Raw genomic sequence first — 24,564 nt, forward strand, 5'->3', positions numbered from 1 at the left:
CGCCGGCTCAGGCGTTGTCCCCATGTCCCAACAAGAACGCCGTCAGGTTACGCCCCAGCGCGTCAGAGACATAGCCGCCCTCCTGAACCATCAGGCAGTCCAGCCCGGTTTGCGCGATCCGGCGACCGATCGCGCGCAAGCCCTCTGTCGTCACCGCGAAACCCTGGAACGGGTCGTCGATATGGATGTCGAGACCCAGCGCCACGACCAGCGCATCTGCCCCGAACGCCGCGACCCGTTCCAACGCGATCTCGAGGCTGGCGAGATAGGCTTGGTCATCGGTGCCGCGCGGTAAGGGCAGGTTCAGGTTCTGGCCGAGGCCGGGCCCCTGGCCGCGTTCCTGCGCATAGCCCCAGAAGAACGGGTAGAAGCGTTCGGGATCGGCATGGATCGAGACGGTCAGAACGTCGCCGCGCGCGTAGAAGATGCCTTGCGTTCCATTGCCGTGATGCACATCGACATCGAGGATCGCGACGCGCCGTCCCGCCGCCGTCAGGCGCTGGGCCGCGATGGCGGAGTTGTTGAGAAAGCAGAACCCCCCGGCAAGATCCGCAAAGGCGTGGTGCCCCGGCGGGCGGCTGAGGACATAGGCGGTGCGGGTGCCCTCCAACAGCGCGTCGGCCCCGGCGATGGCCGATTGCGCCGACCAATAGGCGGCCTCCCACGTGCCTTCGGCGATGGGGCAGGCCGTGTCGGCCTGGTGAAACCCGGCCTGACCGACGGCGGATTTCGGGTAGCCATCGGTGCGGGTGGCGGGGTGGATGTTGGGGATGACCTCGTCCCCCGCGCCGTCGATGCGCCGCCAGCGGGTGTAGATGTTGCGCAGGAACTGGATGTAATCCGCGCCATGCACGGCCGCGATGGGGCCGAGACCGGCATCTGACGGGGCCTCGAAGCGACACCCCGCAGCCTCGGCCCCGGCGCGCAGGATCTCGATCCGCTGGGACACTTCGGGGTTTGGCAGGCGTTCGCCATTGGCCATGAAATGGCGCGGCTCGTGGCGGGCCTGGCGGGGGTCCAGAAACGCTCTCACGGCAAATCCTCCAGATTGGTCAGGGCCTCCCCTTCGAGGGTCACGAGGTCCATGCCCCGAAAGGCGTCGAACCCCATCCGGCCATAGAACCGGCGGGCATCGGCGTTGCTGTCATGGACCATGAGGCGCAGGAACAAGGGCCGGCCCCAGGACCGGGTGGCGTCGCGCAGGGCGGCGGACAGAAGGCGCGGGCCAAGGCCGCGCCCCCGCGCCCCGGAGGATACCCAGAGATCCGACACGAAGACGCCGGTGCCGCCCTTCATCGTCGAGAAGAGCGGCGAGGCCAGCGCGATGCCGACACAGGGCCCGGCCACGGCCAGGGCCAATTGCGCGCGGATCGAGGGGCAGGCGCCGAAGGCGGCGCGCTCCAGCGTCGCGATGTCGGTGGGATACGGATCGCCGAGGTCTTCGGCCAGCGTCCGCAACGCACCGTCGAGATGGGACAGGTCGTCTTTCTGCGCGGTGCGGATCGTGATCGGGTCGGGCATGGCTCAGATCGCAGTCCGCTCGGCGCCCTTGAGGCCCAGCATCGCCCGCGCCTCGGCCGGGGTGGCGACCTCGCGGCCCAGCTCCTCGACGATGCGTCGGATCTTGGCGACCTGCTGGGCATTGCTGCGGGCCAGTTCGCCGCGCGCGATCATCAGGCTGTCCTCAAGGCCCACGCGCACATGCCCCCCCATCGCCGCCGACATGGTGACAAGCGGGATCTGGTGACGTCCGGCGGCCAGCACGGAAAAGGCGTAATCCGCCCCGAACAGCTTGTCGGCAATCAGCTTCATGTGGCTCAGGTTCTCGGGGTCCGGCCCGATGCCGCCCAAAACGCCAAAGACGAACTGGATGAAGAACGGCGCCTTGACCAAACCGCGATCCACGAAATGGCGCAGCATGTAGAGATGGCTGACATCGTAGCATTCGAATTCGAACCGTGCGCCGCGGTCTTCTCCCATCTCGGTCAGGATGCGGGCGATGTCGCGCGGGGTGTTCTTGAACACGAGGTCGTCGGAGTTGCGCAGGAACGGCTCTTCCCAGTCGTGTTTCCACTCGGTGATCCGGTCGGCAGCGGGATAGAGTGCGAAATTCATCGTGCCCATGTTCAGGCTGCACATCTCGGGTTCGGCGCGTTTGGGCGCGGCAAGACGCTGGTCCAGCGTCATCACGGCGCTGCCGCCGGTCGAGATGTTCAGAACCGCGTCCGTCCCCTGTTTCAGGCGTGGCAGAAACGCCATGAAATCGTCGACCCCGGCCGAGGGTTGGCCGGTGCGCGGATTGCGCGCGTGCAGGTGCAGAACCGCCGCCCCGGCCTCGGCCGCCGCAAGGGCCTGTTCGGTGATCTCGTCGGGCGTGACCGGTAGATGCGGCGACATGGACGGTGTGTGGATCGAGCCGGTGACCGCGCAGGTGATGAGGATCTTGGACATGGAACCTGTCAGGCGCTGCGGGGAAGGGTCGGGCGGATTTCGTCCATGAACTGGGCGAGCGCACGGTCGAGAAGATCGGTAATCTCGTCCAACTGCGCCTCGGACACGATCATGGGCGGGCAGACCAGCACGTGATCGCCATCGACCCCGCCCCGCGTGCGCCGGGAATAGACGATCAGCCCGTGGTCATAGGCGATCTGCACGAACCGGTCGAAAGCGCGCAGATGGGCGGGCAGCGGGGCCTTGCTGCGGCGGTCGGCCATGAATTCAAAGGCCAGAAGCAACCCCTTGCCCCGCACGTCCCCGATGATCGGGTAGCGGTCCATCAGGGTTTCAAGCCGGGATTTCAGCGCGTCGCCCATGGTCGCGGCGTTCTGCACGAGGCCGAGGCGTTCGATCTCTTCCAGAACGGCGGCGCCGGCGGCACAGGCCAGCGGGTTGCCCGCATAGGTGAACCCGTGCTGGAACCCGCCCTCGTCCAGAACAGGTTCGACCAGGCGGGTATGGGCCACCATCGCGCCAAGGGGTACATAGCCCGCGGCATAGCCCTTGGACAGGACGATGATGTCGGGGCTGATGCCCCAATGTTCCGAGGCGAGGAAACGGCCCGTGCGGCCCGCCCCCGTCATCACCTCGTCCAGGATCATCAGGACGCCGTAATGGTCGCAGATCTCGCGCACCCGCTCCATATAGCCCCTGGGCGGCACGAGGGCCCCGGTCGAGGCGCCGCCAACCGGTTCGACGAAAAAGGCAAGCACGGTTTCCGGACCTTCCTCGATGATCCGGTCCTCAAGCATGTTGGCATAGTGCAGGCCCGTCGCCTCGTCCTCGGGGTCGAGCCCGTCGAGATAGGCGCGCGGCGCGGGCACCTTGGGCATGGCGCGCATCATCGGGTCGAAGGGCGCGGTCAGGGGCGCATAGCTGGTGATGGCCAGCGCCCCCAGCGTGCAACCGTGGTACGAGGGGGACCGGCTGATGACCTTCCAGCGCTGCGCCTGCCCGGTGGCCAGCGCATGCTGACGCGCCAGTTTCATCGCGCTTTCCACCGCCTCGGACCCGCCCGAGACGAAGAACACGCGATCCAGCCCCTCGGGCGTCAGATCGGCCGTGCGCGCGGCCAGGCGCTCGGACGCTTCGGTCTCGAAATGGAGCCGGTAGCCAAAGGTCGCGCGCTCCATCTGGTCGCGCATGGCGGCCAGCACGTTCTCGTTGCCATGGCCGATATTGCAGACCATCGCACCCGAAGAGCCGTCGATATAGCGCTTGCCGTCGGTGTCCCACATGTAGATGCCGCGCGCCTGGTCCAGCACGGGTTTGCGGCCACGGCCCTGGTAAAACAGGTAACTTGGTCGTTCGGTCATGGCGTCATGCCCCCGGCAAGGCGGCGCAGTCGCGGGGGCGGAACCGGATCTGCACGTTGTCGCCTTCGTTGAATGGATGCTCGTCGATCATGTTGATCGCCTGCAACTGGCGGCCATCGGGGGTGCGCACGAAATAGCGCACAGCCTGGCCCTGGTAATCGACGGTCTCGACCGTAGCTTCGCCACCGATATGGCCCTCGGGCGTGGGGCCGGGGGGCGCGAGGTACAGCTTTTCGGCGCGCAAGACCAGCTTGGCCGGCCCGGCCCCGCCGATATTGGGCGCCTTCTCGGCCGGGACGGGGACGGGGCCGAACACCTCGGCGTCCAGCAGGGCCGTCCCGTCTGCGCGTGCGGTGCATTCGGCGGGCAAGATGTTCGACGCGCCCAGGAAATTGGCCACGAACTCGCTGGCCGGGGCGTTGTAGACCGCTTCCGGGGGGCCGACCTGTTCGACGCGGCCATCCGACATCACGACGATCTGGTCGGACATGGCCAGGGCCTCGGCCTGGTCATGGGTGACGAAGATCGAGGTCACGCCGATGCGGTGCTGGATGCGTTTCAGCTCCACCCGCATATCCTCGCGCAGGTTGGCGTCGAGCGCCGACAGCGGTTCGTCCAGAAGCAGCACGTCGGGTTCGATGACGATGGCGCGGGCCAGGGCGATACGTTGCTGTTGCCCGCCCGACAGCGCCGAGGGGTAGCGGCCACCCACATCGGGCAGTTGCACCAGGTCCAGCGCCTCTTGCACGCGGCGGGCGGCGTCGGCCTTGGACACGTTGCGATAGCGCAGGCCGAACCCCACGTTGTCGGCGATCGTCTTGTGCGGAAACAGCGCGTAGTTCTGGAAAACGATCCCGAGGTTGCGCTTGTGAATCGGCAGGCGGTTCACCTGCCGGCCCTTGATGGTGATCTCGCCCGCCGTCGGGTCGAGCAGCCCCGCGATCATGCGCAGCGTCGTCGTCTTGCCGCAGCCGGATGGCCCCAGCAGGGTCACGAATTCGCCTTCCGGGATCTCCAGCGACATCGGGTGGACGGCGGTAAATGTGCCGAATTTCTTTTCGATATTGGTCAGGGTGACGGCGCTCACGGGGGCGATCTCCGGCTGGCGGGACGGGGGCGGCCCCGTGGGTGGGGCCGCCCTGTTTCGCGTCTGTGTCTTCAGTACCCGCGCGCGACGCGGCTGAAGGTTTCGGACCAATCCTGCTCGTTGCCGTTCCAGTAGCCCGGCACGGCAAAGGTCAGGCCATCCAGCGTGCCGGTCGGATCGAAGGCGGGCAGCGTCGGGATCTTGTCGCCCAGATCCACCTGCGTCGGGTCGAGCGCGGGCGGATAGTTCTGCCCTTCGGCCACGGCGATCGAGGTTTCGGGCTCCAGCATGAAGTTCAGCAATTCCTCGCAGGCCTCGACCGGCGAGCCTGCGATGACGAAGAGACATTCCTGCCAGCCGAACCCGTTGGGCGGATCGATATAGCCGATATCGTGGCCCTGCTCCTGCAGCGCATAGATGCGGCCGGACCAGCCCTCGGTCACGTAGATCTCTTCCTCGGCCAGAAGGCTCATCAATTCGGCGCCCGAGGTCCAGTAGCGCAGCGCGAGGTCGCGGTGTTCGCGCACGGCGTTCCAGACGGCCTCCATATCCTCGATGTTGTTGGGGTCCTGCCCGGTTTGCAGCGCCCCGTACCAGACGCGGGTGCGCCAGTCGTTCCAACCGCCGATCTTGCCCTCGTAGGCGGCATTGGTCAGCAGGTTGGCGCCCTGTTCCTGCGCCTCTTCGTCCGAGATGTAGGCACGGTTATAGGCGATGCCCGTCGTGCCGTAATTGTAGGGCACGCAGGAGAGCGGCCCGCCACTGATCGAGCGGAATGCCTCGCTGAGCGCGGGCATGACGAGGCCGAGGTTCGGAATATTGTCCTCGTTCAGTTCGACCGAAAGCCCGAGGTTGTGATAGCGCGCATAATCGAACACGCCCGACAGGTGGGCGATGTTGAATTCGCCGGGTTGGCTGGTACGCACGCGGGCGAGGTATTCGTCGCCGCCGCCGAAGGTGCCATCGACCACGTCGATGCCGGTCGCCGCGGTGTAGGGCGCAAAGGCGTGCTCGCGGAAGGCCTCAGAGACGATGCCGCCCCAGCCGTCGAACCGCACCTGCGTCACCTCTTGGGCGCGGGCGTAGCGGGCAAAGGGGGTCTGCACGCCGTAGGCAAGGCCCGCGGCCCCGATCAGGCCGAGGAAACTCCGGCGATCCAGATCCCCGTTGCGATAGCGCTCGAGCAGGCGCTGATAGCGAGTGGTGTTGTCCATGTCGTCAAACTCCCTGGGTTTGGGTCCTTGGTCTTGTGGTTACTTGGCCTGCTGCCGGCTCTTGCGGACGGACAGCCAGCGCGAAATCGCCATGCCGAGAATGGGCAACCCTGCGGTGATCATGATCATGAGAGAGCCCAGTGCGTTGATCTCGGGCGAGATCGAGTTGCGGAGCATGGCGAAAATCTGGGTGGGCACCGTTTCGACGCCCCCCGGTTTCCAGAACAGCGTGCCGGTGATGTCATCGAAGCTGATGGTGAAGGCGAACAGCGCCCCGGCCGCCACCGCCGGCGTCAGCAGCGGCAAGGTGATGGTGAAGAAGGTCTGGATCGGCGAGGCGCCAAGGCTCATCGCGGCCTCTTCCACGTCGCGGCGAATGCCCATCAGGCGCGCCTGCACGACAAGGATGACGAAGGGCAGGGTAAAGATGACATGGCCCAGCAGAAGCAGGGTGAAGCTTTTGTGGACGCCGAGAAACTGCAAGAACAGCAACAGCGCGACGGCCAGAACCACCTCGGGCACCAGGATCGGCGCGATCAGCACGGTCGAGATCGCGTTGCGGAAGGGCACGTTGTAGCGCACCAGCGCGAGGCTGGCCAAAACACCCAGCGTGGTCGAGATCAACGCGGTCAGCAGCCCGAGGATCAGCGAGGTGCGCAGCGCACGCAGGATCGCCTCGTTCTGGAACAGTTCCTCGAACCAGCGCAGCGACAGGCCGGTCATGGGAAAGCTGCCGAACTGGCTGTCGTTGAAGCTGAGCATGACCACCACGACGATGGGCAGGAACATGAACAGGTAGACCAGGACGGTCCAGATCTGGATTGCGCGCCACCCCATCAACTGAGCCCCTTCATCAACTGACCGAGGCCGAGGAAATGGTTGTAGACCATCACCAGCGTACCCAGCACCGCCAGCAGGAGCAGCGACAGCGTCGCCCCCGAGCGGCCAGTTGAGTTGCGTAATGATCGCCTCGAACACGAGATTGGCGAACATCGCATCGCGCGGCCCGCCCAGAACGGCGGGGGTGATGTAGGTGCCCGCCCCGAGGACAAAGCACAAAAGCGCCCCGGCGGCGAGGCCGGGCAGCGACAGCGGCAGCACGACCTGCAGGAACGCCTGCCACTTGGTGGCACCCAGCGATCCGGCCGCATCCTCGAGCGTGCGATCAATCCCTTCGAGGCTGACATAGACGTTGAGCACCATGAACGGCAGCAGGAAATGCACGAGGCCCAGGATCACGGTCGTCTCGTTATAGAGCATCTGGATCGGCTCATCGATCAGACCCAGCCACATCAGCGTGGTGTTCAGCGCCCCGGACGTGCCGAGGATGTAGATCCAGCTCATCGTGCGGATGATGTAGCTGATCCAGAAGGGCAGCATCAGCAACAGCAGCAGGAACGCCTTGTTGCCGCGCGCCCGCGCGATGAAATAGGCCGCCGGATAGCCCATCAGGGCGCAGACCACCGTGGTGATGGCCGCGATCTTGAGCGTGTTCAACAGGATGTCGCGATAGAACGGGTCGGTGACCGCATCGCGCCAGTTCTCCAGCGAGAAGGCGGGTTCGACATCGCCCACGGCCGTGCGCAGCCAGAAGGAATAGACGAGGATGAACAGAAGCGGCACGAACAACAGCAGCGTGATCGCCGTCAGGCTTGGCGACAGCAGGATCCAAGGCTGACGTGCTTCGCGGGCCTCGATCGACATCCATTTCCCCCGTGGCGTTCGCGCCAAAGGATGAGAATGTCTGAACCATTCCTCAAATAGTTAATTGGTATTCCGACTATTGATGCTATCAATACCCGATGCGTCCCGATACACGATCCGCCCACCGCGTCTTGCGCGATCTCGACTGGAACCTGCTGCACACCTTCGTCGTGCTGGCGCAGTCGAGATCCATCACCGATGGCGCGCGCAAGCTGCGTTTGCAGCAGCCTTCGGTCTCGTCGGCGCTCAAGCGGCTGGAGGATCAGATCGGTCGCCGCCTGATCGACCGTGCGCCGGGGCGTTTCGATCTGACCGAGGCGGGCGAGCTGCTCTATGCCGAGGCGCTGGACATCCAGGGCGCCGTGCTGCGCCTGGCGACGGTGTTGCGCGAAACCACCGACGAGGTGCGCGGCCATGTTCGGATGACCGTCGCCTCGCATGTGGTCTGCCCCTTGCTGGATTCCGCCCTGGCCGAATTTCACGCCGCCCACCCCTCGGCCACGTGCCAGATCGACGTGATGACCAGCAGCGACGCCATCGCGGCGGTCGAGGCGCGTGCGGCGTCCTTTGCCATCTGTCTCGTGCGCGCGAAGAACCCGAAACTGGAATACCGTCGGCTCTATCGCGAGTTTTTCGGCCTGTTCTGCGGCCCACCGCATCCGCTGTTCGGGCGTCGTGACCTGACCCGCGCGGACCTCAAGGGGCTGGCCTCGGTCAGTTTTCAGACCGATCGTCTGCAGGATGTGCTCAAACCCGTGGCCCTGATGCGCGCGGCCTCGGACCTCGAGGATCATATCGTCGGCACCTCCAGCCATCTCGAGGAAGTGCGGCGCATGATCATCGCGGGCCTGGGCGTCGGCCCGCTGCCGCTGCATGTGGCGGCACGCGACGTGGCGGCGGGCGAGATCTGGCAGGTGCCGCCCTATGACGATCTGCCCGCCATCGACGTGCATCTGGTATGGAACCCGCGCTCGAAACTGAACCGTGCCGAGCAGATCATGTTGGAGGACCTGAAGACCAGGATCGAGACCACCCCGATCGAGCGGCGCACATATCGTTGATGAATTGGTACGCGACCGGGGCCTATCGCCGATCGTTGGAGCAGCCGGCCTGCACCCCGTTGTCGCAATGCGCGATCAGGCGTTGCGTGTCGGCCTCGGTCCAATTCGCGGGGTTGGTCACTTGCACCCAGGGACCCACGTAATCCGGCCCGTAATAGGCATGCCCATGGCCCGGCGGTGACCCAAAGGACAGGGCCATGTCCAGCGCGAGCTGGAACTGCGTGACGATCGGCATGAAAACGAAATGCTCCGACATGTCCGCGGCCGGCGGATCGCGCATCCATTGCGGTGCCCGCCATAGCGAGGCGGGTTCGTAGAACACGACCGGGTCGCTGGAATATTGCAGAAACATGATCCGCATGCGGCCCCAATCGGCCCGTGCCTGCGCGCCGTCGGTCGTGTGCGAGGCATAGCGCACAAGCGAGCCATCCCCGACCTCGGGCAGAACCCACGGGCTGCCCGGGTTGCGCTGGTTCTGGACATAGGTCCAGAAAGCCGAGGGAAAGGGCGGCCCGGCCCAGAAGGCGCCGTCGATCGGATCGTCGAGCAAACGGAAAAGGTTTGTGGCATGCATCGACGACCACGCCCCGAGGCTGAGACCATGAACGTAGAGCCGCGGGCGGTCGTCGGCGGGCAGCGTTTGCCAGTAGCCGTGTATCACCTCTTGCAGCGCCGTGGCCTGTTCCAGGCCGGTATTCGTTTCAAGGATCAGCGCCAGCGGTGATTGCAGATAGGAATACTGTGCCGCGACGGTGGCGATATCGCCGTTATGCATGTACTCGACCGGATCATGAGAGCCGGGGTCCATCCAGCCGGTTCCGGTAGGGCTGGTGATGATCAGCAGCTCGCGCTCGAAGGCGTTCAACCGCTGCAATTCGGCCAGTGCCAGCTCGGCCCGCCGGCGCGGTGTGTCGCCATTGGCGCGCCCGACATAGACACGGATCGGGTCCATCGCCTCGCGCCCGGTGAATGCCGAAATCGCCTCGGCATCTGGGCCGGACTGGATGAAGTCGCGCCCGGGGGTGCCGATGGCCGCCCAATCGATTAGGGACGCGGGGCTGCCCACCATCGCGGGGTCGGTCGGCGCCGGGGGCGCCTGATCGAACAGCGCCTGGGCGGCCTCGTAGCTTTCGTCAAGGGCCAGCACCACATGGTCGAGGATGCCGTCTCGGGTCACGACCCCCAGCAGCAGCACGACCGTCACGACGCCCAGCACGTTGGCGCGCCTGGGCGGCATGACGCGATAGAACCATTGCCGGATCAGCCGAAACAGCGCGGCAACCAGCCGGCCAACCAGGAAGGCAGCGGCGAAAACGAGGCCGGCGATCAGAACGATCCGTGCAAGGTTCAGGGCGTCGGCCGGGGCCATCCCCATCTTTTGCCGCAGGTCGTTCTGCCAGGTCAGGCTGGACCCAAGCACCCAGGCAAACAGGACCAGAATACCGGCCGACACGACCCAGGTCGCGATGCGCGCGGGGCGTCCCGAAAGCTCGGGCAGATCGGCCGCGCGCCACAGCAGCGCCACGACCCTGGCCACAAGATACCCCAGCGCCGTGACGAGGCCCCCCAGAACGCCCTGCATCTCCGGCCCGCGCGGGATCAGCGATGGCGTCAGCGACGCGGCGAAAAAGACAAGTCCAAGCAGAAAACAGGGCACCGAGAACGGGCCGATCACGCGGGACAGGATCGCCCTGGTCATGACGCCCTGCCATGCGCAGGCCGGTTCGCGGTTTCCTTGGCCGCGCAATCGCCGCATAACAGCAGGGTGATCTCGGTCCGCGGGTCAAGGAGCATGGGATGCGTCTGCCTTTTTCAAGCTATTGTCCGAAGTTCAGCGCACGTGCGGCCACTGTTGCATTGACGATGGCCATGGCGCAGCCGTCAAGCGCGCAAAGCGATGTCACTTTCGGTGAGGTGCCCTTCCTGACGCTGCGTAACCAGACCGGGGGGGACCATCCGGGCGATCTTTTCGGGGAAGAACGCAGCGGGTTGAGCGCCGGCCGCTGCCAGGTGCGCGAGCTTGATTTTCAGGGTCTTGCGCCGCTGGCCGAGGCGGCCCCGACCTTTCTGAGAGAAGAGTTTCTGACTGTCGAAGATGTCACCTTGTCTGATCCCGCCGACGTGATCGCCAGTCTGCAAAGCGGCGAAGGCCCTGGTCGCCCCCGCGCTCTATGTCCATGGCTACTATATCGGTTTCGAAAAAGGATGTCGCCGCGCCTCCCTGCTGATGGAGAACGCGCGCCTTGAGGGCCGTTTCCTGTGGTTCAGTTGGCCGTCGGACGGGTCATTGGCCTCCTACACCCATGACGAGGCGGACCTGTACTGGAGCGTGCCGGATATCGCCGACGCAATCATCGACCTCGAGGATCGGTTCGGCGGCGGAGTGGTGGACGTGCTGGGTCACAGCCTTGGGGCGCGGGGGGTCGTATTGGCGCTATACGATGTGGCCAGTCGCGCGCCCGAGACACGCATTGACGAGGTGGTGCTGCTGGCGCCCGACATGGATTTCGGGATTTTCCAGCGCATGCTGCCGCGTATTCGGCCGATCGCGGAGAATATCACCGTCTATGTCACGACAGGCGATCGGCCGCTGGCCCTTTCGGCGCAGCTTCATGGCTACCCCCGGCTGGGCGAAGCGGGAAATGATATCGAGACGTTGGAGGGCGTCGAGGTCATCGACGTCAGCGATCTGCCCGCCAACAGCCCGACCGGGCACCTTTACCATATCTACAGCCCTGCCGTTGGCGACGATCTGGACCAATTGCTCAATGAGGGGCTGCACGCGACCGAGCGTCGAAACCTTTACCCGGTCGGTGCCAACGCCTGGCGCCTGCGTCAGCCCCGGCGTACGCCCGACGAGTGAGGGTGGGGCCCTTTCCGTGCCGCGACCGGCCTCCGCGCCGCGTCGACGCTGCGCGTCGCGCGCGGGCGGGCCATGGGCATCGCGCGAACATGGCCCGGCGTCCCCGCCGTGCCGTCGCACGGGGCGCAGGCCGACCCACGGCGATGCAACCGCGCCTGTGACAATGACCCGCTTTGCACAGAGGCGCTGCGTCCCGCTTTTGTCGTGGGGTATCGACGGATGACACCGGTTCAGCCGACAGGTCCTGCTCGGGGACACATGCCCATGACCCCACGCCCATTCAACATAATGGCCAAGCCCATCGGGCCGCGGTGCAATATCGCGTGCCGCTATTGCTATTACCTCGGCAAGGAAAAGCTCTTCCCCGAAGAGAAGAAATTCCGCATGTCCGACGAGGTGTTGGAGGCTTACACCCGCCACCTGATCCATGCCTCACTGGCCGCCGGCATGGGCGAGGTCACGTTCGCCTGGCAGGGGGGCGAGCCGACGATGCTGGGGCTCGATTTCTACGCCAAGGCGTTGGCATTGCAACGCAAACATGCCCCTGCCGGGGTCACGGTGACCAACGTGCTCCAGACCAACGGGATGTTGCTGGATGACGATTGGGGGCGGTTCCTGCACGATAACGGGGTCCTGGTGGGGATCAGCATCGACGGGCCGAAACAGGTGCATGACCGGTATCGGCTCGACCGTGCCGGGCGGCCCAGCTTTGACGCGGTGATGCGTGGGCTCGACCTGCTTCAGCGCCATGGCGTTGCGCATAACGCGCTGACCACGGTGCATCGCGCCAATGGCGGAAAAGGGCGCGAGGTCTATCGGTTTCTCAAGGGTCTGGGCATCGAGCACATGCAGTTCATCCCGATCGCCGAACGGGGCGGGCCAGATGGGTTGGCCGCGGTGCCGCAGGTCGACAGCGACCCCGGTCCTCCCGTCACTGACTGGAGCGTCCGGCCCCGCGCCTATGGAAAGTTCCTGTGCGATGTCTTCGACACCTGGATCAAGCGCGATGTCGGGCGGATCTTTGTTCAGCATTTCGACGCCATGTTGGGCAAATGGCTGGGCCGCCCCGGCGGGCTGTGCGTGTTCGCGGAAACCTGTGGCGATGGGCTGGCGCTGGAACATGACGGCAGCCTCTACAGCTGCGACCACTACGTCTTTCCAGAATACCGGCTGGGGCGGATCACCGACACACCGCTTGACCAGATGCTGTGGACGGATCGGCAGACGGCCTTTGGCCAGCACAAGCGCGACAGCCTGACCGCGCAATGCCGGGGCTGCGCGTTCCGGGCGGCCTGCAACGGCGGCTGCCCCAAACACCGCTTTGCCACATCGCGCAGCGGCGAGGGTGGGCACAATTACTTCTGTGAAAGCTACACGATGTTCTTTCACCACGCTGGGCAGCGCCTGAGTGACATGGCGCGGCTTGTCGCGTCGGGCAGATCCGCTGCTGAGGTTTTGGCCTGAACTGCCCCGCCGGGGTCTTGCCCAAGGCCGTCCAGCAAAGGCGGATTGCCACGGTTGCCAGCATTGCCCAGGCACAAAGGCCCCGTCACGCCGAGGCCCAAGGGCGGCGGAGTGTGATCACACCCCCGCTGGTATTGGGGTAAGCCTTCGAAAAATGCACGAAACACAGCGTGGCTGAGGCGCGCGCCTACAGCGCCTGTAGGCGCGCGCGTATTTCTTCGTCTGCGAGCCTTCAGAACAACGGTTTAGCCATCAGTTCGTGCGGGATTTTTTTTTCGCGGAATGTGCGCAGATTTTTTCGCACCCGGTGTCTACCTCATCTCACGTGCACGCAGGGTCGTGCATGCCTTCTTGTGGGTGGAGCCACAGCAAGGAAGACAGGAGTAGACCGCGTGCGTTGACATCGCGGTATGGAGTGGTATTTTACCTTATATACTGGTATTGTCGTAGCAATATCGGAGGTGTACTTGGACGTCTTTCATTTCCCGCGCCCCGAGTTGGCCGCCTCTATAGTCAAGCAGATGACACCGGATCCGATTTTCGGAGCGCTATCGGGATTACATCTCGCCGCCCCGCGGCGCACGGGTAAATCCACCTTCCTGCGCCGTGATCTCGTGCCCGCAGTCCTGGAGGCCGACAAGTTCCCTATCGTGGTCGATCTCTGGGAAGACCGAAGCAGGGACCCGTCCGACATCCTCAGGCGCCGCATCGGTCAGGCGATCGAAGACCTCAAGGGCTCGGCGGAGAAGGCGATTGACCGCTCACGCCTGCGGCGGATCTCGGCGCCTGGCTTTTCGGTTGCTCTGGCAGATCTCGAGCCTTTCTCGGGGACCATCCCGGAGGGGCTGGAGCGCATCGGTGCCGGGGTCGGCCGGGACGTCGTCTTGGTGGTCGACGAGGCCCAGCAGGCGCTTGTCTCCGAAGGTGGCATGGATGCGATGTTCGCACTCAAGGCTGCGCGTGACGTGATGAATATAAGGGCGGACGGGCCGAGGCTCTTCCTGATCATGACCGGCTCGCATCGCAGCAAGCTTGCCGAACTGGTGATCAGCGCGCGGGCGCCGTTCTATGGCGGCTCGGTGCAAGATTTTCCGGTGCTCGGCGAAAGCTTCGTCCGGACCGTCCTCGAACAGCTCGCCGCCGCGCAGAATGTCTCGATCCCGATCGATGAGGGGGTCGCGGCCTTCGAGATCCTGATGCACCGGCCGGAGGCTTTCATGCAGGCGGTGCGCGACGAGATATTCGAGGCCGCGCTCTCGGGGGAGAAGCTCGACCTGCGGGCCCGGGCGGAGGCGGTGCGCGCCGCGCTGTGGGGCAATCTCGAGGCGGAACTGGACGGCCTCTCCGGGATACAGCGCGCCCTCTTCGAGGCGCTGATGGACGGCGGGGAGGGGTTCTCGCCCTTCTCGAAGCCAGCGCTCGAGGATGTTGCACGACGGGCCCGCGCTAAGAGCGTGAGTAAGAGCGCGGTCCAGCAGGCAATGAAGTCCCTCGTCGAGAAAGAACTCGTGTGGCAGCCCGGTGCGGGGCGGTATGCCGTCGACAACCAAGACATGCTGGACATGCACCGTCGCCAGAAATCACAGGCCTCGTGACCTGTTCCGGTGTGCGGTCTTATGGACTGCGCCGGGTTTGCCTGAGCCTGATTTCATTTAGTTACGCGGCCAGCCGTCCGGAACACTGTCCCCGAAAACCGCTGGCAAGCCATGAAATGCGCGGTAGTTGTCCGACGTTTGCAGGCGCGTCCAATCCCTGACGAGAAATGGGGATATCTTCAGGTCAAGCTCGCGTGCATCGTCACTCCATTCCACGTAGGCGCGGCGCCCTGCATCATTCCGGGCCAATGTTCCAACAGTGATCGGAGTCTGATCGTCGTGGAAATCGAGAGAGGCGCGAAGTCTCATGCTTTACCCCTTCGCGGCGAGGCGCGCTCTCGCGGCGAGGCGCGCTCTCGCGGCCTCCGCCGTGCCTTGCCCTCGACCTCGTCCAGAGAAGACGGGGGCGCAGGTGGGACAATGCCTTTGAGCTTGTGTCCAACATCAAGGGCATCGCAGAGCGAGAGAAAGGATGGCAGGGAAATCTGACCAGTTTGCTCGAATTTCTTGAGAGTAGATAGCGGACCGTCGCTCGTCTTCGCGAGATCGTCTTGGGACAGATTGAGGCCAAGGCGCCAGGCGCGAACGGCGTCCGCCAACTCAATCGCATCTGGAGTTTTGTTGTCAGTTAGAACCTCAACAAACATCGATGTGGCAATATCACCCGAAGAACCCGCCGAACAAGGTTAAATGGATATGGGTATGGCGTTGTTGCACAAATCGAGGTCTGATCGCAGCGCCCCTTTCCCCAGACGGACTTATTCCACGGGCTGCGTGACAGGTATGCCGACCGCGGTATAGCCATTGAGCACTGAGATGCGGACCTGCAGCTCTGCAACCTGGCGATCGAAGTCGCGCGCCATGAGGGATTGGCCGAGCAGCTTGATGCAGTTCATCTTTGTCTCGACCCGGCTCCGGCGGTGGTAGCCGCTCCAACGCCGCCAGATGGCACGGCCCAGGTACTTCGAGGCGCGCAGTGCTTCATTGCGAGCGACGGCGCCTGGGCTCGTCGGCTTCCACGGCTTGGCGTTCCTACGGGGCGGGATGACGGCCGCGGCACCGCGGGCGGCAATCGCCTCATGGCATTTGCGGGTGTCGTAGGCACCATCGGCGGTCACGGAACCGGTCTGCTCAACTGTCGGGATCTGGTCGAGCAGATCAGGCAAGATGGGTGCATCACCTATGTTGCTGCCGGTGACCTCGAGAGCCCGAACCTCCAGCGTTTCCTCGTCGATCCCGATGTGTATCTTGCGCCAGATGCGCCGCTTGAGGCCGCCATGCTAGCGGGCGTTCCACTCGCCTTCACCCTCGGCCTTGAGGCCGGTGCTGTCGATCAGCAGGTGCAGCGGCCCGTTGCCGCCGCGATAGGGGATGCTCACATTCAGCGTCCGCTGACGTCGGCACAGGGTGCTGAAGTCCGGCACCGTCCAGTCCAGCCCGACCAGGCGCAGAAGGCTCTGTACGAACCCGGTCGTCTGTCGAAGCGGCATGCCAAAGAGGACCTTCATCGTCAGGCAGGTTTGTATGGCCTCATCGCTTAAAGCCTGTTGCCGACCGCGCTTGCCCGTCGGAGGCGGCCTCCACACCATATCGGGATCAAACCACACTGTCAGCGAACCGCGCCGCCTCAGTGCCTCATTGTAAGCCGACCAGTTCGTGGTCTTGTACTTCGTCGTGGCCCAACTGCTCATGCCTCCCAGCTATCACGCTGGATTCATGCAGTGAGTCCCTCACCCGATTTGTGCAACAAGGCCGATCAGAGGCCCCCCGCATTTGCGTTTATGGGCAATGGTGGTTTTCATCGATCGTCATGTGAGAATTCGCATGCTCGTCATCGGTTCTCCGCGAACGATCGACCGTCGTGGGTGACAATCCCTTCAAATCGGTCGGTTTGCCCTAAGCTGTTGATTTTAAGCGTATGAGGCCGAGCTCGATACCCTCGCGGCGCGAAAAAATATGCGCACCGCGAAAAAAAATGAGCGCACCTACAGCGCCTCAGAAATCCAGGTTCTCGACGCTCAGCGCGTTGGCCTGAATGAACTCGCGGCGCGGTTCCACCACGTCGCCCATCAGCTTGGTAAAGATGTCATCTGCTTCGGCCAGATCGTCGATCTTGACCTGCAAAAGCGTCCGCGCGTCCGGGTCCAGCGTGGTTTCCCACAACTGATCGGGGTTCATCTCGCCCAGGCCCTTGTAGCGCTGCATCTGCTGGCCCTTGGCCCCTTCGTCGAGGATGGCTTGCAGCAACTCGCTGGGGCCGTGGATCAATTGCGCGCGCTCCTTTCGTTGCAGGGTGGCCGGGTCGCGATAGACCTCGCGGGTTTCCTGGCTGACCGAGGACAGCTTGCGCGCCTCGCCCGAGCGCAGGACCGCGCCATCGAGCGTGCGGATCTCCTCGACCCCGCGCAGCACGCGGCTCAGGCGGATGCCGTGATCCTGGGTGATGCGCCCCTGCCAGCCGCGTTCGTATTCCACGGCCACGAGGTCCAGCCGCTTGGCGACCTCGTCGGCCACCCCTTGAAGGTCGGCATCGGCGCGGCCCGGGTCGAAAGCGCCGGCGATGGCCGCCTGTTCGACGATGTGGCGCGGGTAATGGGTGGGAAAGGCATCGAGGATGCGCTTGAAGTTGCGCGCGCCCTCGACCACGCGGGCCAGGTCCTGCCCGGCCAGTTCCTCTCCATTCGGCAGGCGCAGGACGGCGCCTTCGATCCCTTGGGCGATCAGGTAGTCCTCGAACGCCGCCTCGTCCTTGAGATACACTTCGGAGCGGCCCCGGCTGACTTTGTAGAGCGGCGGCTGCGCGATATAGAGATGCCCGCGTTCGATCAATTCGGGCATCTGCCGGAAAAAGAACGTCAGCAGAAGCGTGCGGATATGCGCGCCGTCCACGTCCGCGTCGGTCATGATGACGATCTTGTGGTAGCGCAGCTTGTCGATGTTGAACTCGTCCCGCCCGATGCCTGTGCCAAGCGCGGTGATCAGCGTCCCGATCTCCTGGCTGGAGAGCATCCGGTCGAACCGCGCGCGTTCCACGTTCAGGATCTTGCCCTTGAGCGGTAGGATCGCCTGGTTGTGGCGCGAGCGGCCCTGCTTGGCCGAGCCGCCGGCGCTGTCGCCCTCGACAAGGAAAAGTTCCGATTTCGCCGGGTCCTTTTCCTGGCAATCGGCCAGCTTGCCGGGCAGGCTGGCCACATCCATCGCCGTCTTGCGCCGCGTCAGTTCGCGGGCCTTGCGTGCGGCCTCGCGCGCCAGTGCGGCCTCGACGATCTTGCCGACGATCTGGCGCGCCTCTTGCGGGTGCTCTTCGAACCATTCGGCCAGTTTCTCGTTCATCAGCCCCTCGACAGCGGGGCGCACCTCGGAGCTGACCAGTTTGTCCTTGGTCTGGCTGGAGAATTTCGGATCGGGCACCTTGACCGACAAGACGCAGGTCAGCCCCTCGCGCGCATCGTCGCCGGTGAAGTTGACCTTTTCCTTCTTCGCCAACCCGGTGGAGTTGGCGTAATGGTTCATCGTGCGAGTCAGCGCACCGCGAAAGCCCGCCATATGGGTGCCGCCGTCGCGCTGCGGGATATTGTTGGTAAAGGGCAGCACGGTCTCGTGGTAGCTGTCGTTCCACCACATCGCGACCTCGATGCCGATGCCGTCGCGCTCGCCCTCGACATAGATCGGGTCCTCGATCATCGGGGTCTTGGAGCGGTCGAGATATTTCACGAATTCCCGCACGCCGCCCTCGTAGATCAATTCGACGCGCTGCGGTTCGGCATGGCGCAGATCCTCGAGCACGATCTTCACGCCCGAGTTCAGAAAGGCCAGTTCGCGCAGACGGTTTTCCAGCGTTTTGAACGAGTAATCGAGGTTCGAGAAGGTCGTGGTCGAGGCGAGAAAGCGCACCTCGGTCCCGGTCTTGCCATTGGCATCGCCGACCACCTCCAGATGCTGGACCGTTTCGCCGCGTTCGAAGCGCGCGTGATGCTCCTTGCCGTCGCGCCAGATGCGCAGATCCAGCCAATCCGACAGGGCGTTCACCACCGAAACGCCCACGCCGTGCAGACCGCCCGACACCTTGTAGGAATTGCTGTCGAATTTCCCGCCCGCATGCAGCTGGGTCATGATGACCTCGGCCGCGCTGACGCCCTCTTCCTCGTGGATGCCCACGGGAATCCCGCGGCCATTGTCGCTGACCGAGACGCTGTCATCGGGGTGAAGCGTGACCGTCACGGCGTCGGCATGGCCGGCCAGGGCCTCGTCGATGCCGTTATCGACGACCTCGTAGACCATGTGATGCAGGCCCGAGCCATCGTCGGTGTCACCGATATACATGCCGGGGCGTTTGCGAACCGCCTCCAAGCCTTTGAGAACCTTGATGGAATCGGCGCCGTATTCCTCTGGCGCGGGGGCGTTGTCTGCCATGTGTTCTTCTGCCTGTCTGTTTGCCGATTTTATACCGGTCGGGCGGGGGATTGTCACGCCTTTGACCCCAATATTTAGGGGCTGGGCAGGGCGATCACCACAGCCACGAGGATCAGGAGCGCGCCGGCCACGCGATTGATCCGCGCGAGGCGCTCCGGGCTGGAAAACCGGCGCCGCGCGACATCGACCAGAAGGGCGAAACCGGTGTTGCCGACCATGGGCACGCCCATTGAAATCGCGGCGATCACGACGATGTCGGCGCGGGTGACGGCGGTCAGGTCAAAGAACCCGGGCAGCATCCCGGCATAAAACAGGATCGCCTTGGGATTGGCCAGGATCGCGACCAGGCCGGCAAGGAACCCCGCCAACGCACCGGGCCGATTGAGGCGGCTGTCGCCCGCGACGGGCGCCTCGGCATGCCGGATGAGCAGCCAGCCCATCAGCGCGAAAACCCCCACCGCCACCCAGCGCAATGCCTCCATGATCCAGGGATAGGCGGCGACGATCCATGACAGGCCCAGCACGGCCAGGAGCGACCACAGCATATCGCCCAGCGCCACACCGAGGATCAGCGGGATCGCGGCCAGCCAGCCATGGGCCAGCGTCCGCGCCGCCGTGGCCAGCCACACCGGGCCGGGGATCAGGAACAGAATGAAAAGCGCGCTGGCATAGAGGACCAGTTGCGAAAGGGTCAGCGTCATTCGGGGATCGCCGTGCGCCCGGCCTCGTCCAGCGGCCAATGCGGGTTGTAGGCCAGTTCCCAGACATGACCGTCCGGGTCGGCGAAATAGCCCGAGTATCCGCCCCAAAGGGTTTTGGCTGGGGCCTTCAACACGGTCGCCCCGGCATCCAGCGCGCGGGCGAATGCGGCATCGACCGCGGCCGTGTCGCGGAAATTCTGCGCCAGTGTCATGGCGCCTGCGCCAAGCTCGGCCCCCGGCCGTCCCTGATCGGCGGCCAGCGGCCCAAGGCGGAACAAGGACAGCAGCATCCCGTCCATCTGGTAGAAGACGACGCCATCCATGGCGCGCGCTTCCGTCCACCCCAAGGCGCCGTAAAACCCACGCGACCGCCCGATATCATGGACGCCGAGCGTGATCATGGTGACACGGTTGACGGGCAGGTCGGTCATGGGGATGCCTCCTCGATCCGGGCAACGCTTTCGCCGTCCCGGTCCTCGACCGCGACATGCTGGGCGCGGTCGTCTAGGTCCGCAAACAGGTCCGGCCCCGTTCCCGTCATCCAGGCCTGTGCGCCCAGGGCGCAGATCTCGTCGAACAGCGCGGCGCGGCGGCCCGCGTCGAGATGGGCGGCGACCTCGTCCAGCAGGACCAGCGGCGCGGCGCCGGTCTCGGCCTTGAGGGCGCGCGCATTGGCGAGGATAAGCGAGATCAGAAGGGCCTTCTGCTCGCCGGTCGAGCATTGCGCGGCGGCCATGTCCTTGGCGCGGTAGGTGGCGGCCAGATCGCTGCGATGCGGCCCGATCAGGGTGCGCCCCGCAGCCAGATCGCGCGGACGGTTGGCGGCCAATGCCTCGGTCAGGGCATCGCGGCCGGGCGCGGGCGTGCCCTCGACCTCGATCAAGGACAGGTCGGCAGCCGGAAAGGCGGTGGCCGTGTCATCCTGCGCGGCGGAGAGGCGAGACAGCGCCTCGGCCCGGTTTTCCATGATGCGGCTGCCGGCCTCGGCCATCTGGTGTTCCAGCGCGCGGTACCAGCCGGGGTCACGCACGTCATCCTTCAGCAGGCGGTTTCGCTCGCGCATGGATTTCTCGTAGGTCAGCACCGCCTCACCATGATCGGGCAGAAAGCTGAGCGTCATGCGGTCAAGGAACCGGCGCCGCCCCTCGGCCCCCTCGATCCACAGCCGATCCTGCGCAGGCACCAGCCAGACGATGCGGATCAGGCGGGCCAAGGCCAGTTGCGGCGCGGATTTGCCATCCAGAGAAAGGCTGCGGGGTTGGCCGGGTTCGGCCGTGATCTCGATCTCGTGGCCCAGGCCCGGCCCCTCGATCGACGCCGTGATCTTCCAGCCGATGGCTTCGGGGCGGCGAATGATCTCTTCGGCCGCGGCGCGGCGCAGACCACGACCGGGCGAGAGCAGCGACACCGCCTCGATCAGGTTCGTCTTGCCCGCGCCGTTCGGCCCATAAAGCGCCACGGGGCGGCCATCGAACTGCAGCCGCGTGCGCCGGTGGCTGCGGAAATGCGATAGGGCAAGCTGGGCGATGTAAGGCGTCATGGGCGCGTTTTCCTGCAGGAAAACGATGCGGAAAACTCGAGTTTTCCGGGCCGGAAATCTCGAGATCTCCGTTCCCCGGTCACACCCGCATCGGCATCACGACATAGATCGCCGAGGTGTCTGTCCCTTCGCGCATCAGCGTCGGCTCGGCGGGCGAGGAGAACAGGAAAACCGCGTTCTCGCGATCGACCTGGCTGGCGATTTCCAGCAGATATTTCGCGTTGAACCCGATCTCGAGCTTTTCGTCGCCATAGGCCACGGCCAGTTCTTCCTCGGCATTGCCCGCGTCGGGGGCATTCACCGACAAGACCAGCCGATCCTCGTCGAGTTGCATCTTTACCGCGCGCGAGCGTTCCGAGGACACGGTCGCCACGCGGTCGACGGCCTTGGCGAAATCGCTGGCATCGACCTCCATCTGGCGCGAGTTGCCCATGGGAATGACGCGCGTGTAATCGGGGAAGGTGCCGTCGATCACCTTCGAGGTCAGGGTGATCTCGGGTGTCGCGAAGCGGATCTTGGTTTCCGAGACCGATACGGCGATCTGCGCCTCGTCATCATCCAGCAGCTTGCGCAACTCGCCCACGGTCTTGCGGGGTACGATCACGCCCGGCATGTCTTGCGCGCCCTCGGGCAGGGCGGCGTCGATCCGCGCCAAGCGGTGCCCATCGGTGGCCACGGCCCGCAGCACCGGGCCGGTTTCACCCTCGGACACATGGAAATAGACCCCGTTCAGGTAATAGCGGGTCTCTTCGGTCGAGATCGCGAATTTCGACTTGTCGAACAGGCGGCGCAGCACCGGTGCGGGGCACGAGAAATTCGCCGCATACTCGGTTGCCGTCATCACCGGGAAATCCTCGCGCGGCAGCGTCGCCAGCTGGAAGGTCGAGCGCCCGGCCTGCACCGTCAGGCGGCCCGCCGCGCCATCCTCGGTCAGGCTGACCAGCGCGCCATCGGGCAGTTTGCGCACGATCTCGTGCAAGGTCACGGCCGAAACCGTCGTGGCCCCCGCCCGTTCGACCTGCGCCGGGGCACGGTCGACCACCTCAATGTCGAGGTCGGTCGCGCGAAAGCTGACCGTATCGCCCTCGGCCTCGATCAGCACGTTGGCGAGGATCGGGATGGTGTTACGACGCTCGACGACCGATTGCGCCTGAGAGACAGCGCGCAGCAGCGTGGCGCGCTCGATGGAGAGTTTCATGCCCTGGCTCCGACAGATCGCGGGGCTGTGAGACTACTCTCACGCCCCGCAAGCACAAGTGTTTTCACGGAGTTTCGCGACAGCGCGGCGCGCGTCAATCCCCGAAGCGTAGAAAACGCACGGCAAGGGTGCGATCAGGCCTCCAACGCGCGGCGCAGGATCTCGGCATCCTCGGCGATCTGGCTGTCGACCTGCATCAATTCCTCGATCTTGCGCACGCCGTAAAGGATCGTGGTGTGATCGCGGCCCCCGAACTTGCGCCCGATCTCGGGCAACGAGCGGGTCGTCAGCTTCTTGCATAGAAACATGGCCACCTGACGGGGGCGCGCAATGGCGCGGGCGCGATTGGCGCTCATCATGTCGGCCTGGCGGATGTTGTAGTATTCGCAGGTTTTCTTGATGATCTCGTCCATGGTGACCTTTCGGTCCGTGGCGCGCAGGATGTCCGACAGACAGTCCTGCGTCATCTCCATCGAGATGTCCTTGCGGACCAGATCCGCAAAGGCGAACAGTCGGGTCAGTGCCCCTTCGAGAACGCGGATGTTCGACGAGACCTTTTGCGCGATGAATTCCAGAACGCCGGGGGCGATGTTGAGCGACGGGTTGCGCTGGCGCATCGTCTCGGCCTTGTGTTGCAAGACGCCCAGGCGCAGCTCGTAATCGGTGGGGTGCAGATCGACGACCAGGCCGCATTGCAGGCGCGAGGCGATGCGTGCGTCCAACTCGTCCATGTCGACGGGCGCGCGGTCGCCGGAAATGACGATCTGTTTGCCCATTTCGACCAGCGCGTTGAAGGTGTGAAAGAACTCTTCCTGGGTCGATGTCTTGCCGGCGATGAACTGGACATCATCGACCATGAGCACATCGACCGAGCGGAACATCTGCTTGAACCCCAGGGTGTCCTGCTCGCGCAGGGCCCGAACGAAACGGTACATGAACTGCTCGGCCGAGAGATAAAGGATGCGGGCCTCGGGCATGTTGGCGCGCAATTCCCAAGCGATGGCATGCATCAGATGCGTTTTGCCCAGGCCCACGCCACCGTAGAGGAAGAGCGGGTTGAAGGTGACCTCGCCCCCTTCGGCCACGCGCCGCGCGGCGGCATGGGCCAGTTCGTTGGGCTTGCCGACGACGAAGGCGTCGAAGGTGAAATTCGGGTTCAGTTGCGCGCCGGGCAGGTCGTCGGCCTTGCCAGCGCGCGGTTGGGCGGCGGGCGCGGCCGTCGTGACGGGGGCGGCCGGGCTGCGCAATTGGGCCGGGCTGGGCACAGGCGCGATCTCGGCCGTGGCGGTCGCGGCCACCGGCTCGGCGGCGGGTGCGCCGTTAGTGGCGGGGGCCGGGGCGCGCGTGGGCTTGCCGACGGCGATCTCGACACGATCTACCCCGACGCCGGCCGACGCGAGATGGCGCAGAATCAGGTCGCCGAAATTCTGCGACACCCATGAACCGATGAAGCTGGTGGGCGCATGAAACCTGGCTGTGCGGTCTTCGAGGCGGTCAAAGGTGATCGGTTCGATCCAGGCCGAAAAGTTGTTCTTGCCGATCGACTTGAGCAGCTCGCCGCGCACCATGCCCCAGGTTTCATTGGTCATTTCTCTGTCTACCCTCGTCTTTTTTCGTTGCCCGCCTGCCAGCCGGCCATTTTTTCACCCAACCCCGCCGCGCCGTTCCGGGCGGCCTCGTGCGCTCCATCCGGGCCCCGCCAGGCGGCGGTATGGCACATGAAAACGGCATCAAAAGGTCACCCCGATGGCAACGGACAGCACCGACGCCAGGCAAGCTCCCTCGTGATCATTTCATGTACCGGCGACGGATCCGAACGACGACAAGGGAACCCCGGCCAATCGGCCGTTTCGATCCAACCGTTTTTGGTCAGGCCCCTCTTTCCAGGGCGTCTCGGGCTTTGATGCCAAGC

Annotated in this window: 20 protein-coding genes and 1 pseudogene; 5 read left to right on the plus strand and 16 right to left on the minus strand. The window is 64.8% G+C overall.

Features of this window, described 5'->3' with window-relative positions; all coding sequences use genetic code 11:
* Positions 1-7: 7 nt before the first annotated feature.
* The 7 genes from ROSELON_RS05995 to ROSELON_RS18650 form a co-directional block, all read right to left on the minus strand.
* Positions 8-1,033, minus strand: coding sequence for a histone deacetylase family protein (locus tag ROSELON_RS05995; RefSeq protein WP_025311523.1), 1,026 nt, complete (start codon positions 1,031-1,033; stop codon positions 8-10).
* Complete coding sequence (locus ROSELON_RS06000; protein ID WP_025311524.1) at positions 1,030-1,521, minus strand: GNAT family N-acetyltransferase; 492 nt, start codon at positions 1,519-1,521, stop codon at positions 1,030-1,032. The genes ROSELON_RS05995 and ROSELON_RS06000 overlap by 4 nt, the downstream gene beginning before the upstream one ends.
* Positions 1,522-1,524: 3 nt before the next feature.
* The gene (locus ROSELON_RS06005) at positions 1,525-2,451 is read right to left on the minus strand and encodes a BKACE family enzyme (RefSeq protein WP_025311525.1); all 927 of its coding nucleotides are present in this window, start codon (positions 2,449-2,451) and stop codon (positions 1,525-1,527) included.
* A gap of 8 nt (positions 2,452-2,459) precedes the next feature.
* Positions 2,460-3,812, minus strand: a complete 1,353-nt coding sequence (locus tag ROSELON_RS06010) for an aminotransferase family protein (RefSeq protein ID WP_025311526.1) — start codon at positions 3,810-3,812, stop codon at positions 2,460-2,462.
* Between the two features lie 4 nt (positions 3,813-3,816).
* The gene (locus tag ROSELON_RS06015; protein ID WP_025311527.1) at positions 3,817-4,899 is read right to left on the minus strand and encodes an ABC transporter ATP-binding protein; all 1,083 of its coding nucleotides are present in this window, start codon (positions 4,897-4,899) and stop codon (positions 3,817-3,819) included.
* A 71-nt stretch (positions 4,900-4,970) separates the two neighbouring features.
* Positions 4,971-6,113: an extracellular solute-binding protein gene (locus ROSELON_RS06020; protein WP_025311528.1), complete on the minus strand. Its 1,143-nt coding sequence runs from the start codon at positions 6,111-6,113 to the stop codon at positions 4,971-4,973.
* 39 nt (positions 6,114-6,152) lie between these two features.
* Entirely contained in the window at positions 6,153-7,817 is a 1,665-nt protein-coding gene (locus tag ROSELON_RS18650; RefSeq protein WP_245605423.1) for an ABC transporter permease subunit, read from the minus strand.
* A 98-nt stretch (positions 7,818-7,915) separates the two neighbouring features.
* Between ROSELON_RS18650 and ROSELON_RS06035 the strand changes: the two genes are divergently transcribed.
* Entirely contained in the window at positions 7,916-8,878 is a 963-nt protein-coding gene (locus ROSELON_RS06035; protein WP_025311530.1) for a LysR family transcriptional regulator, read from the plus strand.
* Positions 8,879-8,900: 22 nt separating this feature from the next.
* Here ROSELON_RS06035 and ROSELON_RS06040 read toward each other — a convergent pair whose 3' ends face one another.
* A complete protein-coding gene (locus ROSELON_RS06040; RefSeq protein WP_025311531.1) occupies positions 8,901-10,577 on the minus strand; it encodes an alpha/beta hydrolase in 1,677 nt (558 codons plus the stop codon).
* Positions 10,578-10,675: 98 nt separating this feature from the next.
* Here ROSELON_RS06040 and ROSELON_RS18655 point away from each other — a divergent pair, with 98 nt between their 5' ends.
* The 4 genes from ROSELON_RS18655 to ROSELON_RS06055 all read left to right on the plus strand — a co-directional run bounded on the left by ROSELON_RS18655 (position 10,676) and on the right by ROSELON_RS06055 (position 14,800).
* The gene (locus ROSELON_RS18655) at positions 10,676-11,125 is read left to right on the plus strand and encodes a hypothetical protein (RefSeq protein WP_245605424.1); all 450 of its coding nucleotides are present in this window, start codon (positions 10,676-10,678) and stop codon (positions 11,123-11,125) included.
* Positions 11,106-11,741: an alpha/beta hydrolase gene (locus ROSELON_RS18660; protein WP_051508367.1), complete on the plus strand. Its 636-nt coding sequence runs from the start codon at positions 11,106-11,108 to the stop codon at positions 11,739-11,741. Before ROSELON_RS18655 ends, ROSELON_RS18660 begins: the two co-directional genes overlap by 20 nt.
* 264 nt (positions 11,742-12,005) lie before the next feature.
* A complete protein-coding gene (locus tag ROSELON_RS06050; RefSeq protein ID WP_038651057.1) occupies positions 12,006-13,205 on the plus strand; it encodes an anaerobic sulfatase maturase in 1,200 nt (399 codons plus the stop codon).
* A 467-nt stretch (positions 13,206-13,672) separates the two neighbouring features.
* Positions 13,673-14,800 (plus strand): ATP-binding protein, encoded by a 1,128-nt coding sequence (locus ROSELON_RS06055; protein WP_156945867.1) that lies wholly within the window; start codon positions 13,673-13,675, stop codon positions 14,798-14,800.
* 305 nt (positions 14,801-15,105) lie between these two features.
* Here the strand turns inward: ROSELON_RS06055 and ROSELON_RS18140 are convergent, their stop codons facing one another.
* The 8 genes and pseudogenes from ROSELON_RS18140 to dnaA all read right to left on the minus strand — a co-directional run bounded on the left by ROSELON_RS18140 (position 15,106) and on the right by dnaA (position 24,241).
* Positions 15,106-15,447, minus strand: a complete 342-nt coding sequence (locus ROSELON_RS18140; protein WP_156945868.1) for a helix-turn-helix domain-containing protein — start codon at positions 15,445-15,447, stop codon at positions 15,106-15,108.
* Positions 15,448-15,558: 111 nt separating this feature from the next.
* Positions 15,559-16,491, minus strand: a pseudogene (locus tag ROSELON_RS06060) (IS5 family transposase).
* Positions 16,492-16,795: 304 nt separating this feature from the next.
* The gene (gene gyrB, locus ROSELON_RS06065) at positions 16,796-19,213 is read right to left on the minus strand and encodes a DNA topoisomerase (ATP-hydrolyzing) subunit B (RefSeq protein ID WP_025311534.1); all 2,418 of its coding nucleotides are present in this window, start codon (positions 19,211-19,213) and stop codon (positions 16,796-16,798) included.
* 74 nt (positions 19,214-19,287) lie between these two features.
* Positions 19,288-19,914: a LysE family translocator gene (locus ROSELON_RS06070; RefSeq protein WP_025311535.1), complete on the minus strand. Its 627-nt coding sequence runs from the start codon at positions 19,912-19,914 to the stop codon at positions 19,288-19,290.
* Positions 19,911-20,336, minus strand: coding sequence for a VOC family protein (locus ROSELON_RS06075; protein ID WP_156945998.1), 426 nt, complete (start codon positions 20,334-20,336; stop codon positions 19,911-19,913). The genes ROSELON_RS06070 and ROSELON_RS06075 overlap by 4 nt, the downstream gene beginning before the upstream one ends.
* 5 nt (positions 20,337-20,341) lie before the next feature.
* On the minus strand, positions 20,342-21,454 hold the full coding sequence (gene recF, locus ROSELON_RS06080) for a DNA replication/repair protein RecF (RefSeq protein ID WP_025311537.1): 1,113 nt from the start codon (positions 21,452-21,454) through the stop codon (positions 20,342-20,344).
* Positions 21,455-21,533: 79 nt separating this feature from the next.
* The gene (gene dnaN / locus ROSELON_RS06085; protein ID WP_025311538.1) at positions 21,534-22,652 is read right to left on the minus strand and encodes a DNA polymerase III subunit beta; all 1,119 of its coding nucleotides are present in this window, start codon (positions 22,650-22,652) and stop codon (positions 21,534-21,536) included.
* 134 nt (positions 22,653-22,786) lie between these two features.
* A complete protein-coding gene (gene dnaA / locus ROSELON_RS06090) occupies positions 22,787-24,241 on the minus strand; it encodes a chromosomal replication initiator protein DnaA (RefSeq protein ID WP_025311539.1) in 1,455 nt (484 codons plus the stop codon).
* Between the last annotated feature and the right edge of the window lie 323 nt (positions 24,242-24,564).

The organism is Roseibacterium elongatum DSM 19469 (assembly GCF_000590925.1).
In the GTDB taxonomy this organism is placed as follows: Bacteria; Pseudomonadota; Alphaproteobacteria; order Rhodobacterales; family Rhodobacteraceae; genus Roseibacterium; species Roseibacterium elongatum.